General features: G+C 57.5%; 21 protein-coding genes. 12 read left to right on the forward strand and 9 right to left on the reverse strand.

The features are described 5' to 3' along the window. The first annotated feature begins 58 nt into the window (after window positions 1-58). The gene (locus tag MARHY_RS02200; RefSeq protein WP_181861288.1) at window positions 59-1525 is read left to right on the forward strand and encodes an OmpP1/FadL family transporter; all 1467 of its coding nucleotides are present in this window, start codon (window positions 59-61) and stop codon (window positions 1523-1525) included. Between the two features lie 37 nt (window positions 1526-1562). Here the strand turns inward: MARHY_RS02200 and MARHY_RS02205 are convergent, their stop codons facing one another. Both MARHY_RS02205 and polA read right to left on the reverse strand, forming a co-directional pair. Continuing rightward, window positions 1563-1931 (reverse strand): hypothetical protein, encoded by a 369-nt coding sequence (locus MARHY_RS02205; RefSeq protein WP_014420398.1) that lies wholly within the window; start codon window positions 1929-1931, stop codon window positions 1563-1565. Between the two features lie 198 nt (window positions 1932-2129). Continuing rightward, window positions 2130-4856 (reverse strand): DNA polymerase I, encoded by a 2727-nt coding sequence (gene polA / locus MARHY_RS02210; protein ID WP_041654518.1) that lies wholly within the window; start codon window positions 4854-4856, stop codon window positions 2130-2132. Between the two features lie 85 nt (window positions 4857-4941). Between polA and MARHY_RS02215 the strand changes: the two genes are divergently transcribed. Next, window positions 4942-5280 (forward strand): DUF2782 domain-containing protein, encoded by a 339-nt coding sequence (locus tag MARHY_RS02215; RefSeq protein WP_041654519.1) that lies wholly within the window; start codon window positions 4942-4944, stop codon window positions 5278-5280. A 13-nt stretch (window positions 5281-5293) separates the two neighbouring features. Here MARHY_RS02215 and MARHY_RS02220 read toward each other — a convergent pair whose 3' ends face one another. Further along, the gene (locus MARHY_RS02220; RefSeq protein WP_226374384.1) at window positions 5294-5791 is read right to left on the reverse strand and encodes a fibronectin type III domain-containing protein; all 498 of its coding nucleotides are present in this window, start codon (window positions 5789-5791) and stop codon (window positions 5294-5296) included. Window positions 5792-6054: 263 nt separating this feature from the next. Between MARHY_RS02220 and MARHY_RS02225 the strand changes: the two genes are divergently transcribed. Beyond that, window positions 6055-6474, forward strand: coding sequence for a hypothetical protein (locus tag MARHY_RS02225; RefSeq protein ID WP_011784089.1), 420 nt, complete (start codon window positions 6055-6057; stop codon window positions 6472-6474). Window positions 6475-6539: 65 nt separating this feature from the next. Here MARHY_RS02225 and MARHY_RS02230 read toward each other — a convergent pair whose 3' ends face one another. Both MARHY_RS02230 and pyrE read right to left on the reverse strand, forming a co-directional pair. Next, the gene (locus MARHY_RS02230; RefSeq protein WP_011784090.1) at window positions 6540-7187 is read right to left on the reverse strand and encodes a DUF4124 domain-containing protein; all 648 of its coding nucleotides are present in this window, start codon (window positions 7185-7187) and stop codon (window positions 6540-6542) included. A 3-nt stretch (window positions 7188-7190) separates the two neighbouring features. Continuing rightward, entirely contained in the window at window positions 7191-7829 is a 639-nt protein-coding gene (gene pyrE, locus MARHY_RS02235; RefSeq protein WP_011784091.1) for an orotate phosphoribosyltransferase, read from the reverse strand. A gap of 81 nt (window positions 7830-7910) precedes the next feature. Here pyrE and MARHY_RS02240 point away from each other — a divergent pair, with 81 nt between their 5' ends. Next, window positions 7911-8717: an exodeoxyribonuclease III gene (locus tag MARHY_RS02240; protein WP_011784092.1), complete on the forward strand. Its 807-nt coding sequence runs from the start codon at window positions 7911-7913 to the stop codon at window positions 8715-8717. A 157-nt stretch (window positions 8718-8874) separates the two neighbouring features. Here the strand turns inward: MARHY_RS02240 and rph are convergent, their stop codons facing one another. Continuing rightward, entirely contained in the window at window positions 8875-9591 is a 717-nt protein-coding gene (gene rph, locus MARHY_RS02245) for a ribonuclease PH (protein WP_011784093.1), read from the reverse strand. Window positions 9592-9773: 182 nt separating this feature from the next. On the opposite strand from rph, the gene MARHY_RS02250 reads away from it, so the two are divergent. Next, window positions 9774-10643: a YicC/YloC family endoribonuclease gene (locus MARHY_RS02250; RefSeq protein ID WP_014420402.1), complete on the forward strand. Its 870-nt coding sequence runs from the start codon at window positions 9774-9776 to the stop codon at window positions 10641-10643. A gap of 44 nt (window positions 10644-10687) precedes the next feature. Here the strand turns inward: MARHY_RS02250 and MARHY_RS02255 are convergent, their stop codons facing one another. Next, entirely contained in the window at window positions 10688-11566 is an 879-nt protein-coding gene (locus MARHY_RS02255; protein WP_014420403.1) for a universal stress protein, read from the reverse strand. Between the two features lie 146 nt (window positions 11567-11712). Here MARHY_RS02255 and gmk point away from each other — a divergent pair, with 146 nt between their 5' ends. From gmk to ridA, 4 genes are all read left to right on the forward strand, one after another. After that, on the forward strand, window positions 11713-12345 hold the full coding sequence (gene gmk / locus MARHY_RS02260; protein ID WP_041654520.1) for a guanylate kinase: 633 nt from the start codon (window positions 11713-11715) through the stop codon (window positions 12343-12345). Between the two features lie 88 nt (window positions 12346-12433). After that, window positions 12434-12646 (forward strand): DNA-directed RNA polymerase subunit omega, encoded by a 213-nt coding sequence (gene rpoZ / locus MARHY_RS02265; RefSeq protein ID WP_011784168.1) that lies wholly within the window; start codon window positions 12434-12436, stop codon window positions 12644-12646. Window positions 12647-12767: 121 nt separating this feature from the next. Continuing rightward, a complete protein-coding gene (locus MARHY_RS02270) occupies window positions 12768-14966 on the forward strand; it encodes a RelA/SpoT family protein (protein ID WP_014420405.1) in 2199 nt (732 codons plus the stop codon). A gap of 74 nt (window positions 14967-15040) precedes the next feature. Beyond that, entirely contained in the window at window positions 15041-15427 is a 387-nt protein-coding gene (gene ridA / locus MARHY_RS02275) for a deaminase RidA (RefSeq protein WP_011784170.1), read from the forward strand. A gap of 3 nt (window positions 15428-15430) precedes the next feature. Here ridA and MARHY_RS02280 read toward each other — a convergent pair whose 3' ends face one another. Beyond that, on the reverse strand, window positions 15431-16297 hold the full coding sequence (locus MARHY_RS02280; protein WP_023008015.1) for an NAD-dependent epimerase/dehydratase family protein: 867 nt from the start codon (window positions 16295-16297) through the stop codon (window positions 15431-15433). A 76-nt stretch (window positions 16298-16373) separates the two neighbouring features. On the opposite strand from MARHY_RS02280, the gene MARHY_RS02285 reads away from it, so the two are divergent. The 3 genes from MARHY_RS02285 (at window position 16374) to MARHY_RS02295 (ending at window position 20903) form a co-directional block, all read left to right on the forward strand. Next, on the forward strand, window positions 16374-17333 hold the full coding sequence (locus MARHY_RS02285; protein WP_011784172.1) for a hydrogen peroxide-inducible genes activator: 960 nt from the start codon (window positions 16374-16376) through the stop codon (window positions 17331-17333). Window positions 17334-17340: 7 nt separating this feature from the next. Beyond that, window positions 17341-19416 (forward strand): ATP-dependent DNA helicase RecG, encoded by a 2076-nt coding sequence (recG, locus tag MARHY_RS02290; RefSeq protein ID WP_041654521.1) that lies wholly within the window; start codon window positions 17341-17343, stop codon window positions 19414-19416. A gap of 116 nt (window positions 19417-19532) precedes the next feature. Then, window positions 19533-20903: an aminoacyl-tRNA deacylase and HDOD domain-containing protein gene (locus tag MARHY_RS02295; protein ID WP_014420408.1), complete on the forward strand. Its 1371-nt coding sequence runs from the start codon at window positions 19533-19535 to the stop codon at window positions 20901-20903. 277 nt (window positions 20904-21180) lie between these two features. On the opposite strand, the gene MARHY_RS02300 is transcribed toward MARHY_RS02295, so the two are convergent. Continuing rightward, a complete protein-coding gene (locus MARHY_RS02300) occupies window positions 21181-21639 on the reverse strand; it encodes a DUF2489 domain-containing protein (RefSeq protein ID WP_014420409.1) in 459 nt (152 codons plus the stop codon). Window positions 21640-21661 lie beyond the last annotated feature (22 nt).

Below are 21661 nucleotides of genomic sequence, written 5' to 3' on the forward strand. Positions count from 1 at the left end.
TTTGAGGCAGTTGCCATGTGCTGCGTATACTCCGCGCGATTCTAAAAAAGGAGACACCATGCACAAAAATACCAACGCACTCGTAAAAGCGATCCGTTTGGCGACGCTGGCAGCCGTAGCAGCACCAGCCAGCGTTCTGGCCGGCGGTTTTTCCCTGAACGAGCAGAGCGCCAGCCAGATGGGCGTGGCCAATGCCGGCGCTGCCGCCAACCCCGAGAACGCCACCACGGTTCTGTTCAACCCGGCCGGTATGAGCCAGCTTTCCGGCACCAATATTTCGTTTGGTGCGGCGGTGTTGGATATTGATGCTGAGGCAAAGCGCGCTGAAGCGCGTCGCAATGTCCCCGGTGTTGAGGTTATGGCCGACGGCGAGCTCGGCGGCGATATTGCGGATCCTGCTGTTCTTCCAAACTTTTACATGACCCATGAGGTTAACGACAGCATCGACGTGGGCTTTGGTATTCATGCTCCTTATGGCCTGGCGGCAGACTATGAGGATGATTTCGTCGGACGGTTTTTTGCTGACAAGACCGAGCTGACCGCGATTGCTTTCACTCCGTCGCTCTCGGTGAACAACGGCAAAGGCCTTTCAATGGGCATTGGCCTCAACGTTATTTATGCCGAAGGACGTCTGACCCGTTCTCAGGACCTCGCCGGGCAAGTGTATCCACAAGCTCTGCAAGCCGCGCTGGGTCAGGGCCTACCGATGGCTCAGGCTGACCAGTTCGCCCGCCAGACCGTGGCAGGGATGGACGATCCATACGCGGACATTGAAGGGGACGATATTGGTGTTACCTTCCGTGTGGGTTTTCTCTACGAACTCGATGACAGAACACAGTTTGGTCTGAGTGCCCAGACAGGCACAGAGCTCGAACTCAAAGGCGACGCGGAAATCAGCGGTGTGCCGGTCCCCGGGCAGCCCGGTGTGACGACAACGCTGAGCGAAAAGGTAGAGGTACCGCTGGCGATTCCGGAGGCCATTACGGTTGGTGCTCGCCATCGTCTGACCGATGACATTACGTTGCTGGCTGGTGCCACTTATGCACGTTGGAGTCGCTTCGAGGAGCTTGACATCGTCAGCCGTGAATCCGGTGGTGCGGTAACCAATGCACCCCAGGAAGGAGCTATCCTCAGCCACATCACCGAAGAGTGGAAGAACACCTGGCAGTTCAATGTGGGTGGCATCTGGCAGGCAACCCCGGAATGGGCGCTGAAAGCTGGCTATGCCTGGGATGAGTCTCCGGTGGATGATTACCTGACTGCCAGGATTCCATCCAGTGATCGTCACTGGTTGACCCTGGGTGCGCAGTGGAAGGATGTCCAGAGCGGGTGGACTGTGGATGTTGCAGTAGGTACCTTGCTGTTCACGGACGATCCTTCGTTCACCGAGCGCAACTACCAGCACGCAAACCCGGATCAGGTCGCGAATCTGCCGGGAACCAATATCGAAGACCCGAGCTATTACAAGGCCAAGTATGAACTCAGTGCCTGGAGCGCCGCATTCGAAGTCAGCAAAGCCTTCTGATTCTCGAATAGCCCTCTGAGGCTGATTCCTTCCGGAATCAGCCCACCACCTGGCCCCGGTAGATCACCTTTTTCTGCCGGGGGCAGTCAGTTCCCGACATTTCCTCCGTAGCTTTTTTGGCACCTTCTTCCGCTATGGGTTGTCCGCGGTACATCCGTGGCGCAATTTCCTCTTCGATATTGGCGGTATTCAGCTCCGGTACTCTCTGTTTAAGCGCTTCCCAGGTATGAACCAGATGCTTTGAACGGGTTTTACGGGCGTACTCGGCCAGGTGTTGCTCCAGGCCATCTTCGTTAAGGTGCAGTTTTACGCCGAATTCAGACTGGATAAGCCGGCGGCACTGATGCACGAGTTTCAGAAGACTGGGGTCGAACAGCCAGTTGCGTTCGCTGGTTGCGGAATTCATCGCTTGGACCTCGCATTGGTGTCACTGCATGGGGCGAAGGGCCCCGAGACAGCGAAGGACAATGCAGAATTCGTGCCTCTGTGCCGATAGCCGTCTTTGCTGGTGTCTGCGAGAGTGTGAGCGGAGAGTCTGCCCTGTTTCTGTGCCCGAAAGCGGGATGTTGTTCAGAAACAGGGCGTTATCCGAAGTTGCGGGTTTTTAGTGAGCCTGGTCCCAGTTGTCACCCACACCGGCTTCCACCAGCAGTGGCACATCCAGGCTGGCGGCGGCGGACATGCGCTTGACCAGGCCTTCTTTGACTTTGTCTACGGCTTCTTCGCGAACTTCGATGATCAGTTCGTCGTGGACCTGCATGGTCATGCAGGCATCGTTGGCGTGTTCGCTGCGTAGCCAGTTGTCTACCTCGATCATGGCCCGCTTGATGATGTCGGCGGCCGTGCCCTGCATGGGCGCATTGATGGCGGTGCGCTCGGCGGCCTGCTGCAGCTGCTTGTTGCGTGCGTTGATCTCTGGCAGGTACAGGCGGCGGCCGTAGAGCGTTTCCACGTAGCCGTCGTCATGGGCCTGTTTGCGGATGTTGTCCATGTATTTGAGTACGCCGGGGTAACGCTCGAAATACCGGTCGATGTATTCCTGGGCGGTTTTCCGGTCCACTTCCAGCTGGCGCGAAAGGCCGAACGCCGACATGCCGTAGATCAGCCCGAAGTTGATCGCCTTGGCGCTCCGACGCTGGTCGCCGGTTACCTCATCCACTGTCACGCCGAAGACTTCGGCTGCAGTGGCCTTGTGAATGTCTTCGCCGTGTTCAAACGCGGTCAGTAGACCTCTATCGCCAGACAGGTGCGCCATGATGCGAAGCTCAATCTGGGAGTAGTCAGCGGCCAGCAACTTGTAGCCTTTCGGGGCAATAAATGCCTGGCGTATGCGTCGGCCTTCCTGGGTCCGAATCGGAATGTTCTGCAGGTTGGGTTCCGATGAAGACAAACGTCCTGTCGCTGTCACCGCCTGATGATAGGAAGTGTGCACTCGCCCGGTGCGGTGGTGGATAAGCTCGGGCAGGGTGTCAGTGTAAGTGGACTTCAGCTTGCTTAAACTGCGGTGCTCGACAATCAGCCGGGGCAGTTCGTGCTCGTGGGCCAGCTCCTGCAGAACCGGCTCGGCCGTCGATGGCGCGCCCTTTGGTGTCTTCTTGATGACCCGCAGGCCAAGTTTGTCATAAAGGATGGCCTGCAATTGTTTGGTGGAGCCCAGATTGAAAGCTTCGCCGGCAACTTCGTGGGCTTCCTTCTCCAGTTCCGCCATGCGCTCTGCAAGTTCCTGGCTGTGCTGGCGCAGCGTGCTGGCACTGATCAGAGTGCCCCGCTGTTCCATCCGGGACAGCACCGGTACCAGCGGCAGGTCGATTTCCCGGTAGACAGACTCCAGTTTGCCGGTGCCTTTCAGCCTCGGGGCGAGAGTCTGGTGCAGGCGCAGGGTGATGTCAGCGTCTTCGGCGGCGTAGGGGCCCGCTCTTTCCAGATCGATCTGGTTGAACGTCAGTTGCTTGGCACCTTTGCCAGCAATCGATTCGTAGGTGATGGTTTCTTCATCAAGATAGGTACGGGCCAGGCTGTCCATGTCGTGGCGGGTGCCGACCGAATTCAGCACGTAGGACTCCACCATGGTGTCCTCGGCGATGCCCTCCAGCTGTATGTCATGGTTGGCCAGCACGTTTTTGTCGTACTTGAGGTTCTGCCCGACCTTTTTGTGTTTCGGGTCTTCAAGCAACGGCTTCAGCTGTTCCAGCACAGAGTCCCGGTCCAGTTGCTCCGGCGCCCCCATATAATCATGGCCCAGTGGCACGTAAGCGGCCTTTCCTGGCTCGACGGCAAACGACACGCCGACAATTTCGGCATCCATGTAGCGGAGGCTGGTGGTTTCGGTGTCGAAGGCGAACAGATCGGAATCTTTGAGTTTCTTCAGCCACTGGTCCAGGTCCGCCTGCTCCGTAATGACCTGATACTGCTTTTCCACCGATGGTTTCGGCTGTGGCTGGCTGCTCTGGGAGCCGTCGTCTGATGAGGAGCCGTTTTCCAGTTCCGCGATCCAGGTGCGGAATTCGTACTCTTTGAAGAGCTCCAACAGACTGGCGTCGTCCTGCTGGCGTTCCTGAAGGTCTTCCAGCCCGAATTCGAGTTCCACATCGGTCCGGATGGTGGCTAGCTCCCGGCTCAGGGGCAAGGTGTCGGTCGCTTCCCTCAGGTATTCGCCGATTTTGCCTTTGATCTCGTCGGCATGCTCAATGAGGTTGTCGAGGTTGTCGTAGCTCTGCAGCCATTTGACGGCGGTTTTCGGGCCGCATTTGTTTACACCGGGAATGTTATCGACTTTGTCACCCACCAGGGCCAGGTAATCGATGATCTGCTCCGGGGTAACACCAAACTTTTCAACGACCCCGTCCCGGTCCATGGCGGTTTCGGTCATGGTGTTGATGAGGGTCACGTGGTCGCTGACCAGTTGGGCCATGTCCTTGTCGCCGGTAGACACGACCACATCGATGCCCTTGCTGGTGGCTTCATGGGCCAGGGTGCCGATGACATCGTCGGCCTCGACGCCGGGCACGATCAACAGCGGTAGGCCCATCGCCCTGACAATCTCGTGAATGGGCTCAATCTGTACCGCCAGATCATCTGGCATGGGGGGGCGATTGGCTTTGTATTCCTCATACATGTCGTGCCGGAAGGTCTTGCCCTTGGCATCAAACACCACCACGGTTTTCGAACCCGGAAAGTCCTGTTCAATGCGCCGCAACATGCTGATTACGCCTTTGATGGCGCCAGTCGGGTGATTCTTGCTGGTGGTTAGTGGCGGCAGGGCATGGTAGGCACGGAACAGGTAAGACGATCCGTCCACCAGAACCACGGGAGGGTTGGTTTGTTCAGTCATATCAAAACAGGTCCGGATTCTGATTGAAGCGTGGATTGGCTTGTGCAACTCTAGCCAGAAAGATGAACCAAAGGGTACCACGAAAATGAAACGAATCGCCTGTTCCGCCCTGCTATGGGGCTGCTTCTCTGCGCCGTTGCTGGCCCAGGATGAAGGGGCTCTGGATGCCACTCCGGTGGTTACCCCTCAGGAACCTGTGGTTATTTCCGATTACCAGCCGCCGGAGGGTGGTGCGGAGATTGTTATTCGCCCCGGCGAGAAAGAAGTGTTTTATGAGTATCGGGTGAATGGCCAGCTAATGGAGATTAAAGTGGTGCCTGAAATTGGCCCGGAATACTACCTGGTGCCGGCCGACGGCGGTGGCTGGGTTCAGGATACCGAGTCCGACCTGCTCGTGCCCAGTTGGGTGATCTTCCGCTGGTAATCCGTCCTTCCGGTCAGATCAGGTTGACCTCAACCGGATCTGATCGCCTGCTTTCCAGGCCATCCACATCAATGGTTGTGATCGAGAACTCGTAGGCGCCGGGCTGCATCTCCGACAGGGTGTATCGGGTTTTGCTGCCATCGTTCAACGGAATGACGCTGAAGCTGTCCTGATGTTTCAGTCGGTAGTAGATGCGGTAACCGGCAATCTGGCCAGGCGTCAGTGCTGAGCCGTCTTCACGGGTGAGCGGTGGGTTCCAGACCAGGGTTTTCGGGATGTCGGCGCCAGGTGGCTGTGGCGTTTCCTGGTCGCCCGGCTGGCTTTGGCCGAGCGTGGCAAGCAGGTCGCCCTGCGCCTGTTTCAGGCGGTTGTCTGCCACCTCCGAAGCGCGTTTCGAATCCAGTTTACTGGCGCGCGTGTCTTCCTGGCAGCCGGCCAGAAGTATGGCGAACAGGCAAAGGAGTGTGGCCGCGGTTCGTGACAGCGGACTGGGATAAAGCGTTCTCTTCATAACTACTCGCATACGGGGCGCTGCAGGCGCGCCCTCTGGTATTCGTTCGTATGGAGCCTGAATACAACCGGGAGACGGGCTTCGTTAAAACAGTGTGCGATTATGCCAGCGAGTATTCTGTGATCAAGTGAATAATCGGTAAAAACCCCTATCTGTGTTTAGTATGAACATTCTAATTTTTGGCCGTACTTTGGTAGGTGAAAGTTACCAAAGGCTCTGCAAAACGCGGTGCCGAAACGACTCGGAAAACAGGGAGAACCACCATGGGTAAACTGAAATCCTATCAGGAACAGCTGCAAGACATCGTTGAGAAAGGCATCAACGCGGCTGAAGAGCAGCAGAAGAAGCTGGCGTCCAAGCCGTTTGATTATGCAGAAAAGCTGGAAGCGGAAGCGCGTGAGTACAGCGTAAAGACCCTGCGCAAGCGTTACAACGGCTACTCCGAGAACCTGTTCGAGCAGCTGCGTTCGCTGAACTCCCGCTTTGGCAATTTTGCCGCTGAGCTGGTTGCGAAGCTGGAAAAAGAAGCTGCCGAAGGTGCGGACGCCGTTTCTGAAGCAGCCGACGATGTTTCAGAAGCCGCTCAGGATGCCAAGAAGTCCGTAACGGCCAAGAAGCCGGCTGCGCGCAAGACCACTGCCCGCAAGCCTGCAGCCAAGAAAACCACTGCCGCCACGGCTTGATTCGGCGAGTTGGTGAGTCATACGCAAAGGGCGCTCGGTTGAGCGCCCTTTGTCATTAGTGGAGCTTAGTTTTCTTCCGGCTCCAGGGGGAGTGTTCGTGTCTCCCCGGTGATTTCTTCCAGGCGCTTGATGTCTGATTCGTAGGCCTTTTTCATTTCGCCGATATCCTGCCGCTGAGCGGAAATCTCCCGCTCGATATCTCGAATCTGGGCTTCGAGCCTGCGGATTTTCTCCAGCGTCGTTTCCGGGATGTCCCGGCCGGCGCGCTCCATATCCGCCGCGCGGCTCTGCTCGCTGTCGAGCTGGCTGGAAATTACTGAAATGTTCCCGCGCTTCAGCTGGATAATGCCTTCCAGTTCGCGGATCTTGCGATGCATGGCGCGCACAGCCTGATCCGGATGGCTGAAGCGTTTCAGGAGCAGACGATCCTGCTCCTGCTGGATTTCCAGTTGCTTCTGGCGCTCTTTCTCCGCTTCCCTGGCGGCGATTTCTTCGGCGGTAGGGGCGGGGGCAACGGTTTCGACCACCCGGCCGTTGTTGCTCAGGATATCGTAACCACGTTTGGTCGCTTCCTGGGGAATGGTGTTGCTGATAACCAGCCGTCCGTTTTCATCCGTGTAACGGTACATGGTTGCCTGGGCGACGGCCGCAAACAGCAGTCCGAAGGCCGCAACGCCGGCAACAACAGGAGAAACGGTCAGATGGTGACGCATTCATCAGACTCCGTAGCGGTCCCGGTAGCTGGCCACGTTCTCCGCATGGCCGGCAAATTCCGGATTGGACTTCAGGTAGTCCAGTACCTGTTCAAGACGAATGATGCTGACAACGGGGATGCCGAACTCTTTCTCGACTTCCTGGATGGCGGACAGTTCACCGTTGCCCTTTTCCTGTCGGTCCAGGGCAATCAGCACCCCGGCCGGTTCGGCTCCGGCGGCCCGGATGATGTCGATAGATTCCCGGATGGCCGTGCCTGCGGTAATCACGTCGTCAACAATCAGTACTTTACCTTGTAGTGGGGCGCCAACAATATTGCCACCCTCACCATGATCTTTCTTTTCTTTGCGGTTAAAGGCAAAAGGTTTGCTGTTACCGTCTGTTGCAAGTGCCATGGCGGTTACCGTGGCCAACGGAATGCCCTTATAGGCAGGCCCGAAAATGATGTCATAATCCAGCCCGCTGCGTGCTATCGCAGCGGCATAGGCCTTGCTTAACTCAAGCAGGTCGTTTCCGGTGTTGAACAGTCCGGCATTGAAGAAGTAGGGGCTGGTGCGCCCGGATTTGAGTGTGAATTCTCCAAAACGCAGCACATTCCGCTGGATGGCAAACTCAATGAATTTTTGCTGATAGTCATGCATGGCAAGGCTTCTGGCGGGGTTTGATCTTTAATTAAAGCGTAAAAACGGTATCATACACACAAACCGAATCAGGGAACACGTATGCGGGTAGTATCAATCAGCGTCAATGGTCTTGAGCAGGCTGTTGAAAAGGGTTTTTTTGACTGGCTTGCCGAACAGGACGCTGATGTGGTCTGTGTGCAGGACCACCGCATGCGCGCCTACGAAATTGAAGACAGGAACCTGATTCCGGAAGGCTACGAGGCCTACTTCATTGATGGTGAACTGAACGAACACGGTGGTGTCGGCATCTACACCCGTCATTTCCCGAAGGCCATCATGTATGGCTTTGCCAATGAGCAGGCAGACCGGGAAGGCCGCTTTATCCAGGCCGACTTCGACAAGGTTTCCGTTGCCTGCGTGCTCGCGCCCTGTGCCCTCGGCCGCGAGGAAGAACTGATCGGTGAAGACGACCTGACAGTGCTCGATCACAAAGACGAGTTCATGGAAGCCTTTGGCATTCATATGCAGAAAACCCTGCGCAAACGTCGTCAGTTTATTCTATGCGCGAATCTTCAGACCGCTCATCATGTAACCGACGCAAGCCCGCTTTATCACAAGACCGATTTCTCCGGTTTCCTGCCCCATGAGCGGGCATGGCTGGATCGTTTGTTTGATGAAATGGGCTGTATTGATGCGTTCCGCGAGATCAACAAGCAGAGCAATCAGTTCACCTGGTGGCCGGAGCAGACTGAGGGTTCCCGTAAGAAAGCGGGTATCCGGGTGGATTATCACCTGCTGACGCCGGGTATTCGAAAGACCATTCGCGATGGCTGGATTGATGACGAGACCCGGTTCTCTGATCATGCCCCTGTGATCATGGATTACGATATCGAAATCGGCTTCTGAGCTTTGAGATAGTCGGTCGCGTGTCCGGAGGGGGAAGCCTTTCCGGAACACGCTACAAGCACATCCCTGTGCGCTCGACTCCGGCCATCCCTGGCCGGAGACGGTCCCGGAAAGGCTTCCCCCTCCGAACCCGCTAGCTTTCAGTAGGCCGTCAGGCCTATGCGCTCAAAGCTTCTTTCTGCAGTTCAAACAACTGATCAATCGCTTTTCTTGCCAGCGCCAGCATGGCGTCCAGTTCTGCCTGCTCGAACGGCGCACCTTCCGCAGTTCCCTGGATTTCAATGAAGCCGCCCTGATCGGTCATGATCACGTTCATGTCAGTTTCAGCTTCGGAGTCTTCCGGGTAGTCCAGATCGGCTACCGGGGTGCCCCTGTAGACACCGACAGATACCGCCGCCACCATCTGTTTGAGAGGTGATTTCTTCAGGCGTTTCTCTTTTACCAGGTGATTCAGCGCGTCTACCAGGGCCACGCAGCCACCGGTGATCGCAGCAGTGCGGGTGCCGCCGTCGGCCTGGATCACGTCACAGTCGATGGTGATGGTGTGTTCGCCCAGCGCTTCGAGGTCCACTGCGGCGCGCAGGCTGCGGCCGATCAGGCGCTGGATTTCCACGGTGCGGCCACCCTGTTTTCCACGGGCAGCTTCCCGGCCCATGCGGCTGCCGGTGGAGCGGGGCAGCATGCCGTACTCGGCGGTGATCCAGCCTTTGCCTTCGCCGCGCAGGAACGGTGGTACTTTGTTCTCGACAGAGGCAGTACAGATCACCTTGGTATCGCCGAATTCCACCAATACCGAGCCTTCGGCGTGGCGCGTGTAGTTCCGGGTGATGCGGACGTCTCTGGGTTGCTCAGGCGTTCTGCCGCTTGGTCGCATAGTGTGTCCTGTTTCTGAATATGAATGTCCGGCTGGTGCCGGTCGGGCGTTTTGAAAGGGCAACGAGTATAGCACGTAGCAAGCGACCGGCGGGGGAGGCTGCGTGCCCCTTTGGTCGGGTTCGCCGCTCCGGGTGTTTGCCTGTTAAACTCGATGTTCCTTTGACGAACACTGGAGTCACTATGATCCGCAGCATGACTGCTTTTGCCCGCAAGGACGCCCAGGGTGACTGGGGTACTCTTACTTGTGAGATTCGTACGGTGAATCACCGCTATCTGGAACCTTCGTTCCGATTGCCGGAGGCTTTTCGTGAGCTTGAGAACCGGTTTCGGGAGGAATTGCGCAAGCAGGGCTTGAAGCGGGGCAAGGTCGATATCTCCATGCGCCTGCAGTCGGCCGAGAGTGATGTCCAGGGCTTTGAAATCAGTGATGAGATGGCCCGGGCTGTGAATGAGGCGGCCAATCATATCAACCGTATGCTGGATAACCCGGCCCACATCAATGCGCTCGATATTCTGCGCTGGCCGGGGGTGATGTCTTTGCCCGAAAAGGACTACAGCGCGGCGAAGGAGGCAGCGGCAGATCTGTTTGCCGATACAGTGGCTGAGTTGACGAGTGTGCGCGAACGGGAAGGCGAGCGTCTGAGGCCGTTGTTCGAGGATCGTCTGGCCACCATGGGTAAGCTGGTGGCAGAGGTGCGTGAGAAAATGCCGCAACTGCTGGCCGCCCAGGAGCGGAATCTGAAAGACCGGTTCGAGAAGGCGAAAGTGGAGCTGGATCCGGAGCGTGTGGCCCAGGAAATGGTCATGCTGGCCCAGAAAAGTGATGTGGCGGAGGAGCTGGACCGGCTGGATGCCCACATCAGTGAGGTTACCGACACCCTGAAGAACGACGATGCTATCGGCCGGCGCCTGGATTTTCTGATGCAGGAGCTGAACCGCGAAGCCAACACCCTCAGCAGCAAAAGCATCGATGCGGCGGTTACCCGTATTGCGGTGGATCTCAAGGTGTTGATCGAGCAGATGCGGGAACAGGTGCAGAATCTGGAGTGAGGTATAAGCCGGGGCGATTGGTGCCTCCCCGGCGTTCGTGCGGTTTACTCCGCCGGCTTGATGGCGAGCAGGTCGGTCCGCAAATGCGTCAGCACCTTTTCGGCCGTGTTGCCGATGACACGGGCGGCCAGGCCGGTTTTACCGGTGGTGCCGATGACGACCATGTCGGCCTTGATCCGGTTGGCAACACTGGGAATGATCTTTTGAGCAGGGCCAGATTCGATGTGGACCTGTTCCGGCATCAGGTGCCAGGTGTTGCACAGGTGTTCAATCTGCGGTTTCAGGGCCGCTTCCCGTTTTCTGGCGTGGGCCAGAGGGTCGATGATGTCCAGGTCGGCCAGAACCACCGAGGTATGAAGTGCGTGCACCAGGTGCAGCTCTGTTTCCAGAGCCTTCGCCAGATGCCAGGCGCGATCAATGATGCGATTGTTCAGGGCTTTCTTCACGGGTTTGTCGGAGCTCAGGTCCACCGCCGCCAGGATTGGCCGAGCCTTGTTCCATTTGTTCTCCGCCACCAGCATCACCGGTGACGGGCACTCGCGAATCAGGTGCCAGTCGGTTGGGGTATACAGGAAGGTTTCTGAGCGATGGCCCGTCTTTACCACGACACCAACGTTCTCTTTCTGGCACTGGGCAATTACCCACAGGTGAATGTGCTTTTCCCAGACCGTTCGGGCATGGATCTTCAGATCATTGCAATCGGCCAGCGCCAGCATCTGTTCCAGCCATTTCTGGCGATGTTCCATGAGTGCCTGTCGGGCCCGTTGTTGTACCTCCGGATCGCCCGGCAGTGCATCCAGATATTCATGCACAAACGCCACGACCTCCACCGCTGCGCCCGTTGCCCGGGCCAGTGCCACGCCACGGGCGAGGGCGGTTTGGTCTTTATGGTGGTGATCCATGATGATCAGGAGTTTTTCCATGGCGGTATCCGTTTACTGTGGGTGTTTGCGTTCATACTAACAGCTGAACCCGGGCCGGGATGCGGAGATAAGTCAAACCCCGTATAATTTGCCGCTTTCTGGCCATGCGTGTTGGCCGCAAACTGTTGTTCAGGAGTCTTCAAGCCATGAAGCAGGCCGGTGGGCAGGGTACCCTGTTTGTGATTTCCGCTCCTTCCGGCGCGGGCAAGACCAGCCTCGTGTCGGAAATGCTCCGTCAGGATTCCCGGCTGGGGGTGTCGGTATCCCACACCACTCGCCCGATGCGCGATGGAGAGCAGGATGGCGTGAACTATCACTTCATCAGCCGGGATGAGTTCGAGGCCATGATTGCCCGGGGTGATTTCCTGGAGCATGCGGATGTTTTCGGCAACTACTATGGCACCTCCCAGGTGTGGGTGCGGGAAACCCTCGCTACCGGGCAGGATGTGATCCTGGAGATTGACTGGCAGGGGGCGGAACAGGTGCGCCGGCTGATTCCGGAATGTGTGAGCATTTTCATTGTGCCGCCTTCGGCTGAAATCCTGCGCCAGCGGCTTGTTGGCCGTGGTACTGACGCACCGGAAGTCATTGAACGGCGGCTGTCGGAGGCGGAGGAAGAGTGCCGGCACGCGGTCGAGTTTGATTACCTGGTGGTCAACGATGACTTTGCGGTGGCTTTAGCTGATCTGCTGGCCATTGTCCGCAGTCAGCGGCTGAAAATGGCCACCCAGCAGGTTCGCCACGGTGAGTTGCTGCGGGACTTGTCCGCTCGCGGGTGATGGTGGTTTTCACTGTATACAAATTGAGCCGGGGCCAGTAAACTACGCGGTCTGCTAAATCAGTGATTCTTTTTGTTCGGGGAAGATAATGGCACGAGTTACCGTTGAAGATTGTCTGGAAAACGTAGATAACCGATTCCAGCTGGTCATGCTGGCCACCAAACGCGCCCGCCAGATCGCCACCAAGGGTGCCGAGCCGATGGTTGCGGAAGAGAATGATAAGCCGACCGTTATTGCCCTGCGTGAGATTGCAGAAGGCAAGGTGACCCGCGATCTTCTGCTGGAAGAAGACGACGACTGAGTTCGTCCGGTCGCCGGCGATGCGTAAAAATACGTGCCGGTAACTGAGAAGCATTGAAATCTGCCTCCGCAGTTTTATAGTGTAACTATAGAGCCTGCCAAGAAGGACAACGGAAGCCCGGATGCACGCATTCGGGCTTTTTTGTCCCCGGTACACTGAGAACGATGGAGGCGCGGTGGTCGCAGCAGAGGCAACGGTAGAAGAACTGGCCAGAGAGCTCAGTTCCTACCTCGATACCAATCGCATCAATCAGGTGCGACGGGCTTACTATTACGCCGAGCAGGCCCACGAAGGCCAGATGCGTAAAAGCGGCGACCGTTATATTACCCACCCCCTGGCTGTGGCCGGAATTCTTGCCGACCTCCGGCTCGACCATCAGAGCCTGATGGCAGCCATGCTTCACGATGTCATTGAAGATACCGGCATTCCAAAAGATGCGCTGGCGGAACAGTTTGGAGAGGATGTGGCCGAGCTGGTAGATGGTGTCTCCAAGCTGACCCAGATTGAGTTCCGCTCCCGGGCGGAGGCCCAGGCGGAAAACTTCCAGAAGATGACCCTGGCCATGGCCAAGGATATCCGGGTGATTCTGGTGAAGCTGGCGGATCGTCTGCACAACATGCGCACCCTTGGCCCAATGCCGTACGAGAAGCGCCTGCGTATCGCCACTGAAACCCTTGATATCTATGCGCCCATTGCCAATCGCCTGGGCATGCATTCCATCTGTACCGAGCTTGAAGATCTGGGCTTTTCCTCGCTCTATCCCATGCGCGCCAAGTACATTTCCAAGGCGGTGGAGAAGCTTCGTGGCAGTCACCGGGAGATCATTGAAGACATCCGGGGAAAGCTGCAGGAAAAGCTGGAGGAGCGTGGGCTTCCGGGCCGCATTCTGGGGCGGGAGAAACACCTGAACTCCATTTATAACAAGATGAAGTTCAAGCAGAAATCCTTCCATGAAATCATGGATGTGTATGCGTTCAGGATTATTACGGATACCGAGGACAACTGTTATCGCATACTTGGCGCCGTACACAGTCTTTACAAACCCCTGCCCGGGCGTTTCAAGGACTACATTGCCATGCCCAAGTCGAATGGCTATCAGTCCATCCATACCACCCTGTTCGGCATGCACGTGAACATCGAGATCCAGATCCGGACCGAGGAAATGGAGCACATTGCCAACAATGGTATTGCTGCCCACTGGATGTACAAAAACGAAGCCTCCGGCGTGACCACCATCAATCAATCCCGGGTAGATCGGTGGGTGAAGGGGCTCATGGAAATGCGCGAACGCGCGGATGATTCCATGGAGTTCATTGAACACGTCAAGGTTGACCTGTTCCCGGACGAGATCTATGTGTTTACGCCCAAGGGCCGGATCATGGAGCTGCCAAGCGGGGCCACCCCGGTGGACTTCGCCTATGCAATCCATACCGATATCGGCAATGCCTCTGTGGCGTGTCGGATCAATCGCAATCTGGCATCTCTGAGTCAACCGCTGCAAAGCGGGCAGACGGTGGAAATCATCACCGCGCCTGGCGCCCGCCCGAATCCTGCCTGGCTCAGCTTCGTGGTGACCGGCAAAGCCCGAAGCAGTATTCGGCATGTGCTGAAAACCCGTAAGCGGACCGAGTCCATGGAGCTGGGTCGCACCCTGCTCAAACGTTCGCTCAAGGGTTTTGGTGCCAAACTGTCGGATATCAGCGATGCCCAGAAACAGGCGGTGGTTAATCACAACCAGGTCAACAGCTTTGATGATCTGATCAGCGATATTGGTCTGGGTAACCGTATGGCCTATCTGGTGGCCCGTCAGTTGGTGTCCGGCAATGACGTGATGGACGCGCCGGCCAACCTGGAAAATGCCCCGGACAGCAAGCAGGGCGCCGTCACCATACGCGGCACCGAAGGGCTCTTGGTACGCTTTGCCAATTGTTGCAAACCCATTCCCGGGGACCCGGTGGTTGGTGTGATGGACTCTGGCAACGGCATGGTAATTCATTCAGATACCTGTTCCCGCCTGCCGGAGGACGATGAAGGCCGTGCCCGGCTGACCCATCTGAAGTGGGCCAAGGACATTACCGATGAATTCTCGGTGGAGCTTCGGGTTGAACTGGAGCGCCAGCGCGGGGTGATTGCCGAAGTAGCGAACGCCGTTGCCATGGCAGACGGAAACATCGAGCGCATCAGTGTGGAAGACCAGAACGCGCGCTTCGGCATCGTCAGCCTCGTGGTGCATGTGAATGGCCGCAAGCATCTGGCGCGGGTGATGCGCAGGGTCCGGAACATTCGTGCAGTGACCCATATCGGCCGGGTTCGGCACTGAGACCTTTGCGTGGTTGACAGTGGCTACGCCCAAAGGTGACGATTGGCGTTTTGGAAAAGAGGAAATTGCAGGTCATGACCAACAAATCTGTTATCCAGACCGAAAACGCCCCTCAGGCGATTGGTACCTACTCTCAGGCTGTTAAAGCCGGGGACACCGTGTATCTGTCTGGCCAGATTCCGCTGGACCCGGAAACCATGGAAGTGGTGGCGGGCGACTTTGCCGCCAAGACCCGTCAGGTGTTCGAGAACCTGAAAGCCGTGTGTGAAGCGGCCGGTGGCGAGCTGAAGGACATCGTCAAACTGAATATCTACATGACGGACCTGGCCAACTTCGCCACTGTCAACGAGATCATGGCCACCTATTTCCAGGAGCCGTATCCGGCACGCGCCGCCGTCGGTGTAGCCGCGCTGCCGAAAGGCGTTCCGGTGGAAATGGAAGCCGTTATGGTGCTCAGCTAAGCGTCAGAGCTTGCTGATCATCTCCCGGTACCCCGCCCGATAGTCGGGGTACCGGAATTCAAAGCCACTCTGAAGCAGTTTTCGATTACTGCAGCGCTTGCTACCGGCCCGCCCGCCTTTACGGGCGCCTTCCACCGGGGCTTTGCACGGCACCTGAGTCCGCACCCAATCAACCACCTCATCCAGCCGAACCGGCTCGCAATCACTGGCGACGTAAAGTGGCTCCAGGTCCTCACCGTTCAGGGCTTTTTGCGCAAGCCATGCCACAGCGTTGGCGGCATCCACTTCGTGTATGCGATTGCTGAAAGGCGCGGGTGGTTGGGGATTCATGCGGCCTTCCAGGACTTCCTCAAGAAAACGCTGACGGCTGGGGCCATAAATGCCACTGAAGCGAACAACGGTGGCTGGATGCCCGCTGTTCAGGGCGGTACGTTCGCCCTGGAGGATTTGTTGACCAGTGAACCGGTCCGGATCGGCAGGGCTGTTCTCATCGACCCAGCTGTCATCATTCTGCGCAAAGACGCTGGTGCTGCTGATGAAGATCAGCCGTTTGAGGGATTGCTCACCGATGACGTTGAGCAGGTTCTTGAGGCCAGTGACATAGGCTTGATGATAACCCTCTTCGTCATAGCTGGATGGCGTCAGGCAATAGACGACGATGTCCAGGTGTTCCGGAAGCTTGCCAGCCATGGATTCCGGGTGGGTCAGATCTGCCCCGATCCCGGTCACTCCCTGGGGAACCCGATCCGGGTTGCGGCGCAGCCCGTATACATCTCCGGCGCCCAGCAGAACCGTGGCAATGTCACCTCCGAGCTTGCCGCAGCCCGCCACCAGAATTTGTGCCTTTTGCTTGTCATCAGTCATTGCCATAGACAATTTCAATCCTTATCCTTTGGCTGATAAAGTAAGTGAAACTTCGACCTGAGTACGTCAACCGGAGCTCACCATGACCCTCACCGAGTTACGATACGTTGTTACGCTTGCCCGGGAAAGGCATTTTGGCCGTGCCGCAGAGCGCTGTCATGTCAGCCAGCCGACCCTTAGCGTTGCGGTTAAAAAGCTGGAGGATGAGCTCGGTATCCCATTGTTCGAGCGCAGCAAAAGCAGTATTCGGGTGACCGAAGTTGGCCAGCGTATCATTGAGCAGGCCCAGCGGGTTCTGGACCAGGTGGGCGTGATCAAGGATATGGCGCAGGACGGCAAGAATCAGCTCAATTCGCCATTGAAGGTCGGCGCGATTTACACCATCGGACCCTACCTGTTCCCGCATTTATTACCGGAGCTGCGCAGAGCGGCGCCAGACATGCCCCTGTACATAGAAGAGAACTACACCGCCAGCCTGCGCCAGAAGCTGCGGCACTCAGAGTTGGATGCCATCATCATTGCCCTGCCGTTTGAAGAGCCGGAAGTAGTAACCCTGCCGCTTTACGATGAGCCGTTTGTGGTGCTGCTGCCAGCAGATCATCCGCTGACAGAGAAAGAGCAGGTGACGGCCGAAGAGATGGCGAAAGAGCAATTGTTGCTGCTCGGGCCCGGCCACTGTTTCCGGGATCAGGTGCTGGAGTCATGTCCGCCCCTGGTGGATGCCATCACCAAACGGGCGGATAACGGCAGACCGGAGCTGGTGACCGAGGGCAGTTCGCTGGAAACCATCCGGCACATGGTGGCCTCCGGTCTGGGAATCACGGTACTGCCGCTGTCGGCCGCCACTGCCATCAAATACCAGGAAGATATCCTTGCGGTGCGGCCTTTTGCGGCGCCGGTGCCTTTCCGAACCGTGGCGCTGGCCTGGCGTGTAACCTTCCCGCGGCCCAAAGCCATCGATGTACTGTCACTGGCGGCTAGCCAGTGCCGGGTGATTGAAAAAGCCAAAACCGACACACCGGCGGTTGCTGAAAGCGCCTGAGGGCCGTATGACGTCACTGGAGGACATCCCGGTAACCCAGCTCAAGGGCGTAGGAAGCGCCCTGGCGGAAATACTTGCCAGGCTGGGCATCCACTCCATTCAGGATCTCCTGTTCCATCTTCCCTACCGTTATGAAGACCGCACCCGTGTAGTGCCCATGGGCAGCCTGCGTATCGGCGATATTGCCGTTGTGGAAGGTGAGGTCATGAAGGCCGACCTGGTGATGGGGCGTCGGCGCAGCCTGCAGGTGACGTTGCGGGATGACACCGGGTTTCTGGTGATGCGGTTTTTTCACTTCAATGCCGCCCAGAAAAACCAGCTTGCTGAAGGCACGCGAGTACGCTGTTTCGGCGAAGTGCGACCGGGCCGGGCCGGTTACGAATTCTACCATCCGGAGTACCAGACCAATCCACCTCCCATGCCGTCGGCCGAACAGGCGACGCTCACGCCGGTGTATCCGCTGACCGAGGGCATTCAACAGCCCCGGGTCAGGGGGCTGTGTCAGCAGGCCCTGAGCTATCTGGATCGCTACCCCATCAAGGACTGGCTGCCCCCGGCACTGCTGGCGGACTATCAGTTGCCCGGCATAACCGAGGCTGTTCGCCTGGTGCATTTGCCTCCGGCCGGCGCCCCGGTGCATCTGCTGGTAGAGGGAAAGCACCCGGCTCAGCAGCGGCTGGTGATGGAGGAGTTGCTGGCGCATCAGCTTAGCCTGTTGCAGGTCCGGGAGCAGATACAGGCCCGGGAGGCCTTGCCGCTGCTACCAGCGGGAGACCGGGCAGAGCGATTTCTGGAGCAACTGCCGTTTAGTCTGACCGGTGCCCAGCGCCATGTGATGGCCGATATCCGGCAGGATCTGAGCCAGCCGGTGCCGATGCTTCGCCTGGTTCAGGGTGATGTCGGCTCGGGAAAAACCGTGGTCGCCGCTCTGTCGGCCCTGCAAGCCATCGAAGCCGGCGCCCAGGTAGCCTTGATGGCACCTACCGAAATTCTGGCGGAGCAGCACTATCAGAACTTCCGTAATTGGCTGGAGCCATTGGGTGTGGAGCTGGTCTGGTTGTCGGGGAAGGTGAAAGGCAAGGCCCGGCAGTCAGCATTGAATGCGGTCGCCGAGGGCCGTGCTCAGATTGCCATTGGTACCCATGCCCTGTTTCAGGATGACGTGGTATTCCAGCGCCTGGCGCTGGTAATTGTCGACGAACAGCACCGGTTTGGCGTGCACCAGCGGCTGGCCCTGAGAGAGAAAGGGGTTGGCGGAACGCTGGCGCCGCACCAGTTGATCATGACGGCGACGCCCATACCGCGAACCCTGGCCATGAGCGCTTACGCCGACCTAGATACCTCCGTGATTGATGAGCTGCCACCAGGGCGTAAGCCCATTGAAACGATTGTGCTGCCGGAGAGTCGCCGGGACGACATCATTGAGCGGGTACGCAAGGCCTGCAGGGAAGGGCGGCAGGCCTACTGGGTATGCACTCTGCTTGAGGAATCCGAGGCGCTTCAGTGCCAGGCGGCGGAAGTGACCGCCCAGGAGTTGGTTGAGAGGTTGCCGGACCTGTCCATTGGCCTTGTTCATGGCCGCCTGAAAGCCCAGGAAAAAGCCGCGGTAATGGAGCGTTTCAAAAACGGTGAACTGGACTTGCTGGTAGCTACCACGGTGATCGAGGTCGGCGTGGATGTGCCCAATGCCTCTCTGATTATTATCGAGAACCCGGAGCGGCTCGGGCTGGCGCAGTTACATCAGCTGCGGGGCCGGGTTGGCCGCGGTGAGCAAGCCAGTTTCTGCGTGCTGATGTATCACCCGCCCCTGTCCAATAATGGCAAGGCCAGGTTACAGGCGCTGCGGGACAGTCAGGATGGTTTCTTTATCGCCGAAAAGGATCTTGAGATTCGGGGGCCTGGAGAAGTGCTGGGTACTCGCCAGACTGGCTTGATGCAGTTTCGCCTGGCCGATTTTGAACGCGACAAGGGTTGGATTGAACCCATTCGTGACATGGCTCCGAGCCTGATGAGGGAGCCTCGGGTAGTCTCAGCACTTATCAGACGGTGGCTGGGTGAGAAAATTCGTTATGGCGACGTATAGTGTTGATCATGAATTTCATAACGCCTGTGCTCGTGGCCGATATTGGCCTGTTAATGTCGCGTTAATGACTGCAAAATGCATGAAAACTGATTGATAACCTTTGTCCGGAGAATGCTATGGAACTTCCTGTTGTGGTACAGCAGGCACTTGGTGATAACGCCCCCGGTGTATCGTTCCGGAGCGTAAGCCAGATTGATACCGGCCATTTGCTCCGAATGGTACTGCTCAGCGACGATCAAGGTAATCTGCAGGCCATCTGTCGTCGCAACGATATGCTCGATCTGGAAGCCCTGAACAAGCGTCTGGGGCGGGATCTGAGAATGATGCAGCGGCGCGAGCAGGTTCGGGTCCGCCAGAAAGCCGGGCTTCAGGAGTTGCCGGCGCTGCCATCACTCACCGGTTGGCCGACCGTAGTTGACCGGCGTGTGGATGAACTCGAGGCGGTCGCGCTGGAGTTGGGGGAACAGGACCTGGGCCTGATGATGCCGGGGGAAGATTTCCGCCAGTTGACGGCAAAGGCCGCCCGACACGATTTTGCGGTGGATACCGCGAAAATATCCGTCAATCTTGACAATCACGCCGCCGACCGTGACCAGCTGCATTCCGCCATCAAAAAGTTCACCGGCTTGCGTATTCAGCAGCGACTGGAGGATACGCTGGAGCTGCCGCCGTTGCCTGAGACCGCTCAGCGCATCATTCATCTGCGGGTAAACCCCAATGCGGTAATGGGGGATCTGGTCGATGTGGTGGAGAGCGACCCAAGCCTGGCAGCCCAGGTCGTGAGTTGGGCATCATCATCGTTCTACGCCGCTGCAGGGCAGGTGCGTTCCGTCCACGATGCGGTGTCCCGGGTACTGGGTTTTGATCTTGTGATGAACCTGGCCATGGGCCTGGCGCTGGGGCGTGCCCTGAAGCACCCGAAGGATCATCCGGACGGTTATGTGGATTACTGGCAGCAGGCCATCTGGCAGGCTCAGTCTGCGGGTATTCTCGCGAGCATGATGCCTCGAGGGCAGCGACCTCTGTTTGGCCTCGCCTACCTGGCGGGTTTGCTCCATAACTTCGGGCATCTGGTACTGGCTCAGGTGTTCCCGCCGCATTTCAAGCTGGTCTGCCGGTCGCTGGAGGTGAACCCGCACATTGATTCCAGTGTCATTGAGCATTACCTGCTGGGGATCACCCGGGAGCAGATTGCGGCGCAGTTGATGGAAAACTGGGGTATGCCGGACGAGGTGACACTGGCTATTCGCTACCAGAAGAATCCTGCCTATGACGGGCCTCACAATGTATATGCCCGTCTTTTGTGGCTGGGGCGGCAGTTGCTGACCGAGCGTGGTGTTGCCTTGGGCGCAGGTGAGCCGGCAACTCAGGCCGTTTATGATGAGCTGGGTCTGGACAGAGAGCTGGTTCAGGAACAGTTTGATGAGCTGGTGCGCCGAAAAGACAGCATTATGGCCATGGCCGGGATGATGAGCCAGGGCGGATAAAAAAGGGCCGGCCTTTGAGGCCGGCAAGTTCACCCGCTTGTTGCAGAGTCGTCCAAACTTGTCAGGAGAAAACAACGGGGAGGCTGTTCCAGTGTGGTGGGAGCGGCCTCCTGTTTTTAAATTTAGACAAGCTCCGGGAAAAGGAAAGGTGACCGCATGCAGATTACATAAATGAGCATGGTGTCAGCTTTCCTTGAGGCTTAAAGCTATTGATTTGCTTTGACATATTTTTGAGGCGGGCGTCCGGCCAGTAACAAAAAGTTACAAAACCCTGGCGTCAGTCAAAACGATGATGCCGGATTGCGGTAGCGGCCCGACGGATTTCATCGGAATACTCCCTTTCCACCGCAAACCGTTCTTTGTCCATTTCCCGGATGGTCGCGGAGTCGGTATTCTTCCTCGCCCGATGGGTGGGCATATGCTGAATCTTGTCGTGCACCGTCTGGAACACCTGAAAGGGTGGTTTTTCCAGCAGTTCCGGGGCCAGGTAATCCAGCAGACCCTTGAATCTCAGACAGGCCTCGGAATACTCAACTTGGTCTTCCTCTACCGCCATGGCGATAATCCGGATGCTTTCAATCATTTCGTCCCGACGCCGGGCCTGAAACTCCTCGGTTTTCTTCTGGCGCAGCCGCTGTTCGGACAGCAGCCGGGATTGGCGCCAGATATACACCAGTAACACACCGATAATAACCAGCCCGATGGCAATAAAGACCAATTGCAGCCCTCTGGGCATGGTTACACTCCTGTTTGTTCAA

This window comes from Marinobacter nauticus ATCC 49840 (assembly GCF_000284615.1).
In the GTDB taxonomy this organism is placed as follows: domain Bacteria; phylum Pseudomonadota; class Gammaproteobacteria; order Pseudomonadales; family Oleiphilaceae; genus Marinobacter; species Marinobacter nauticus.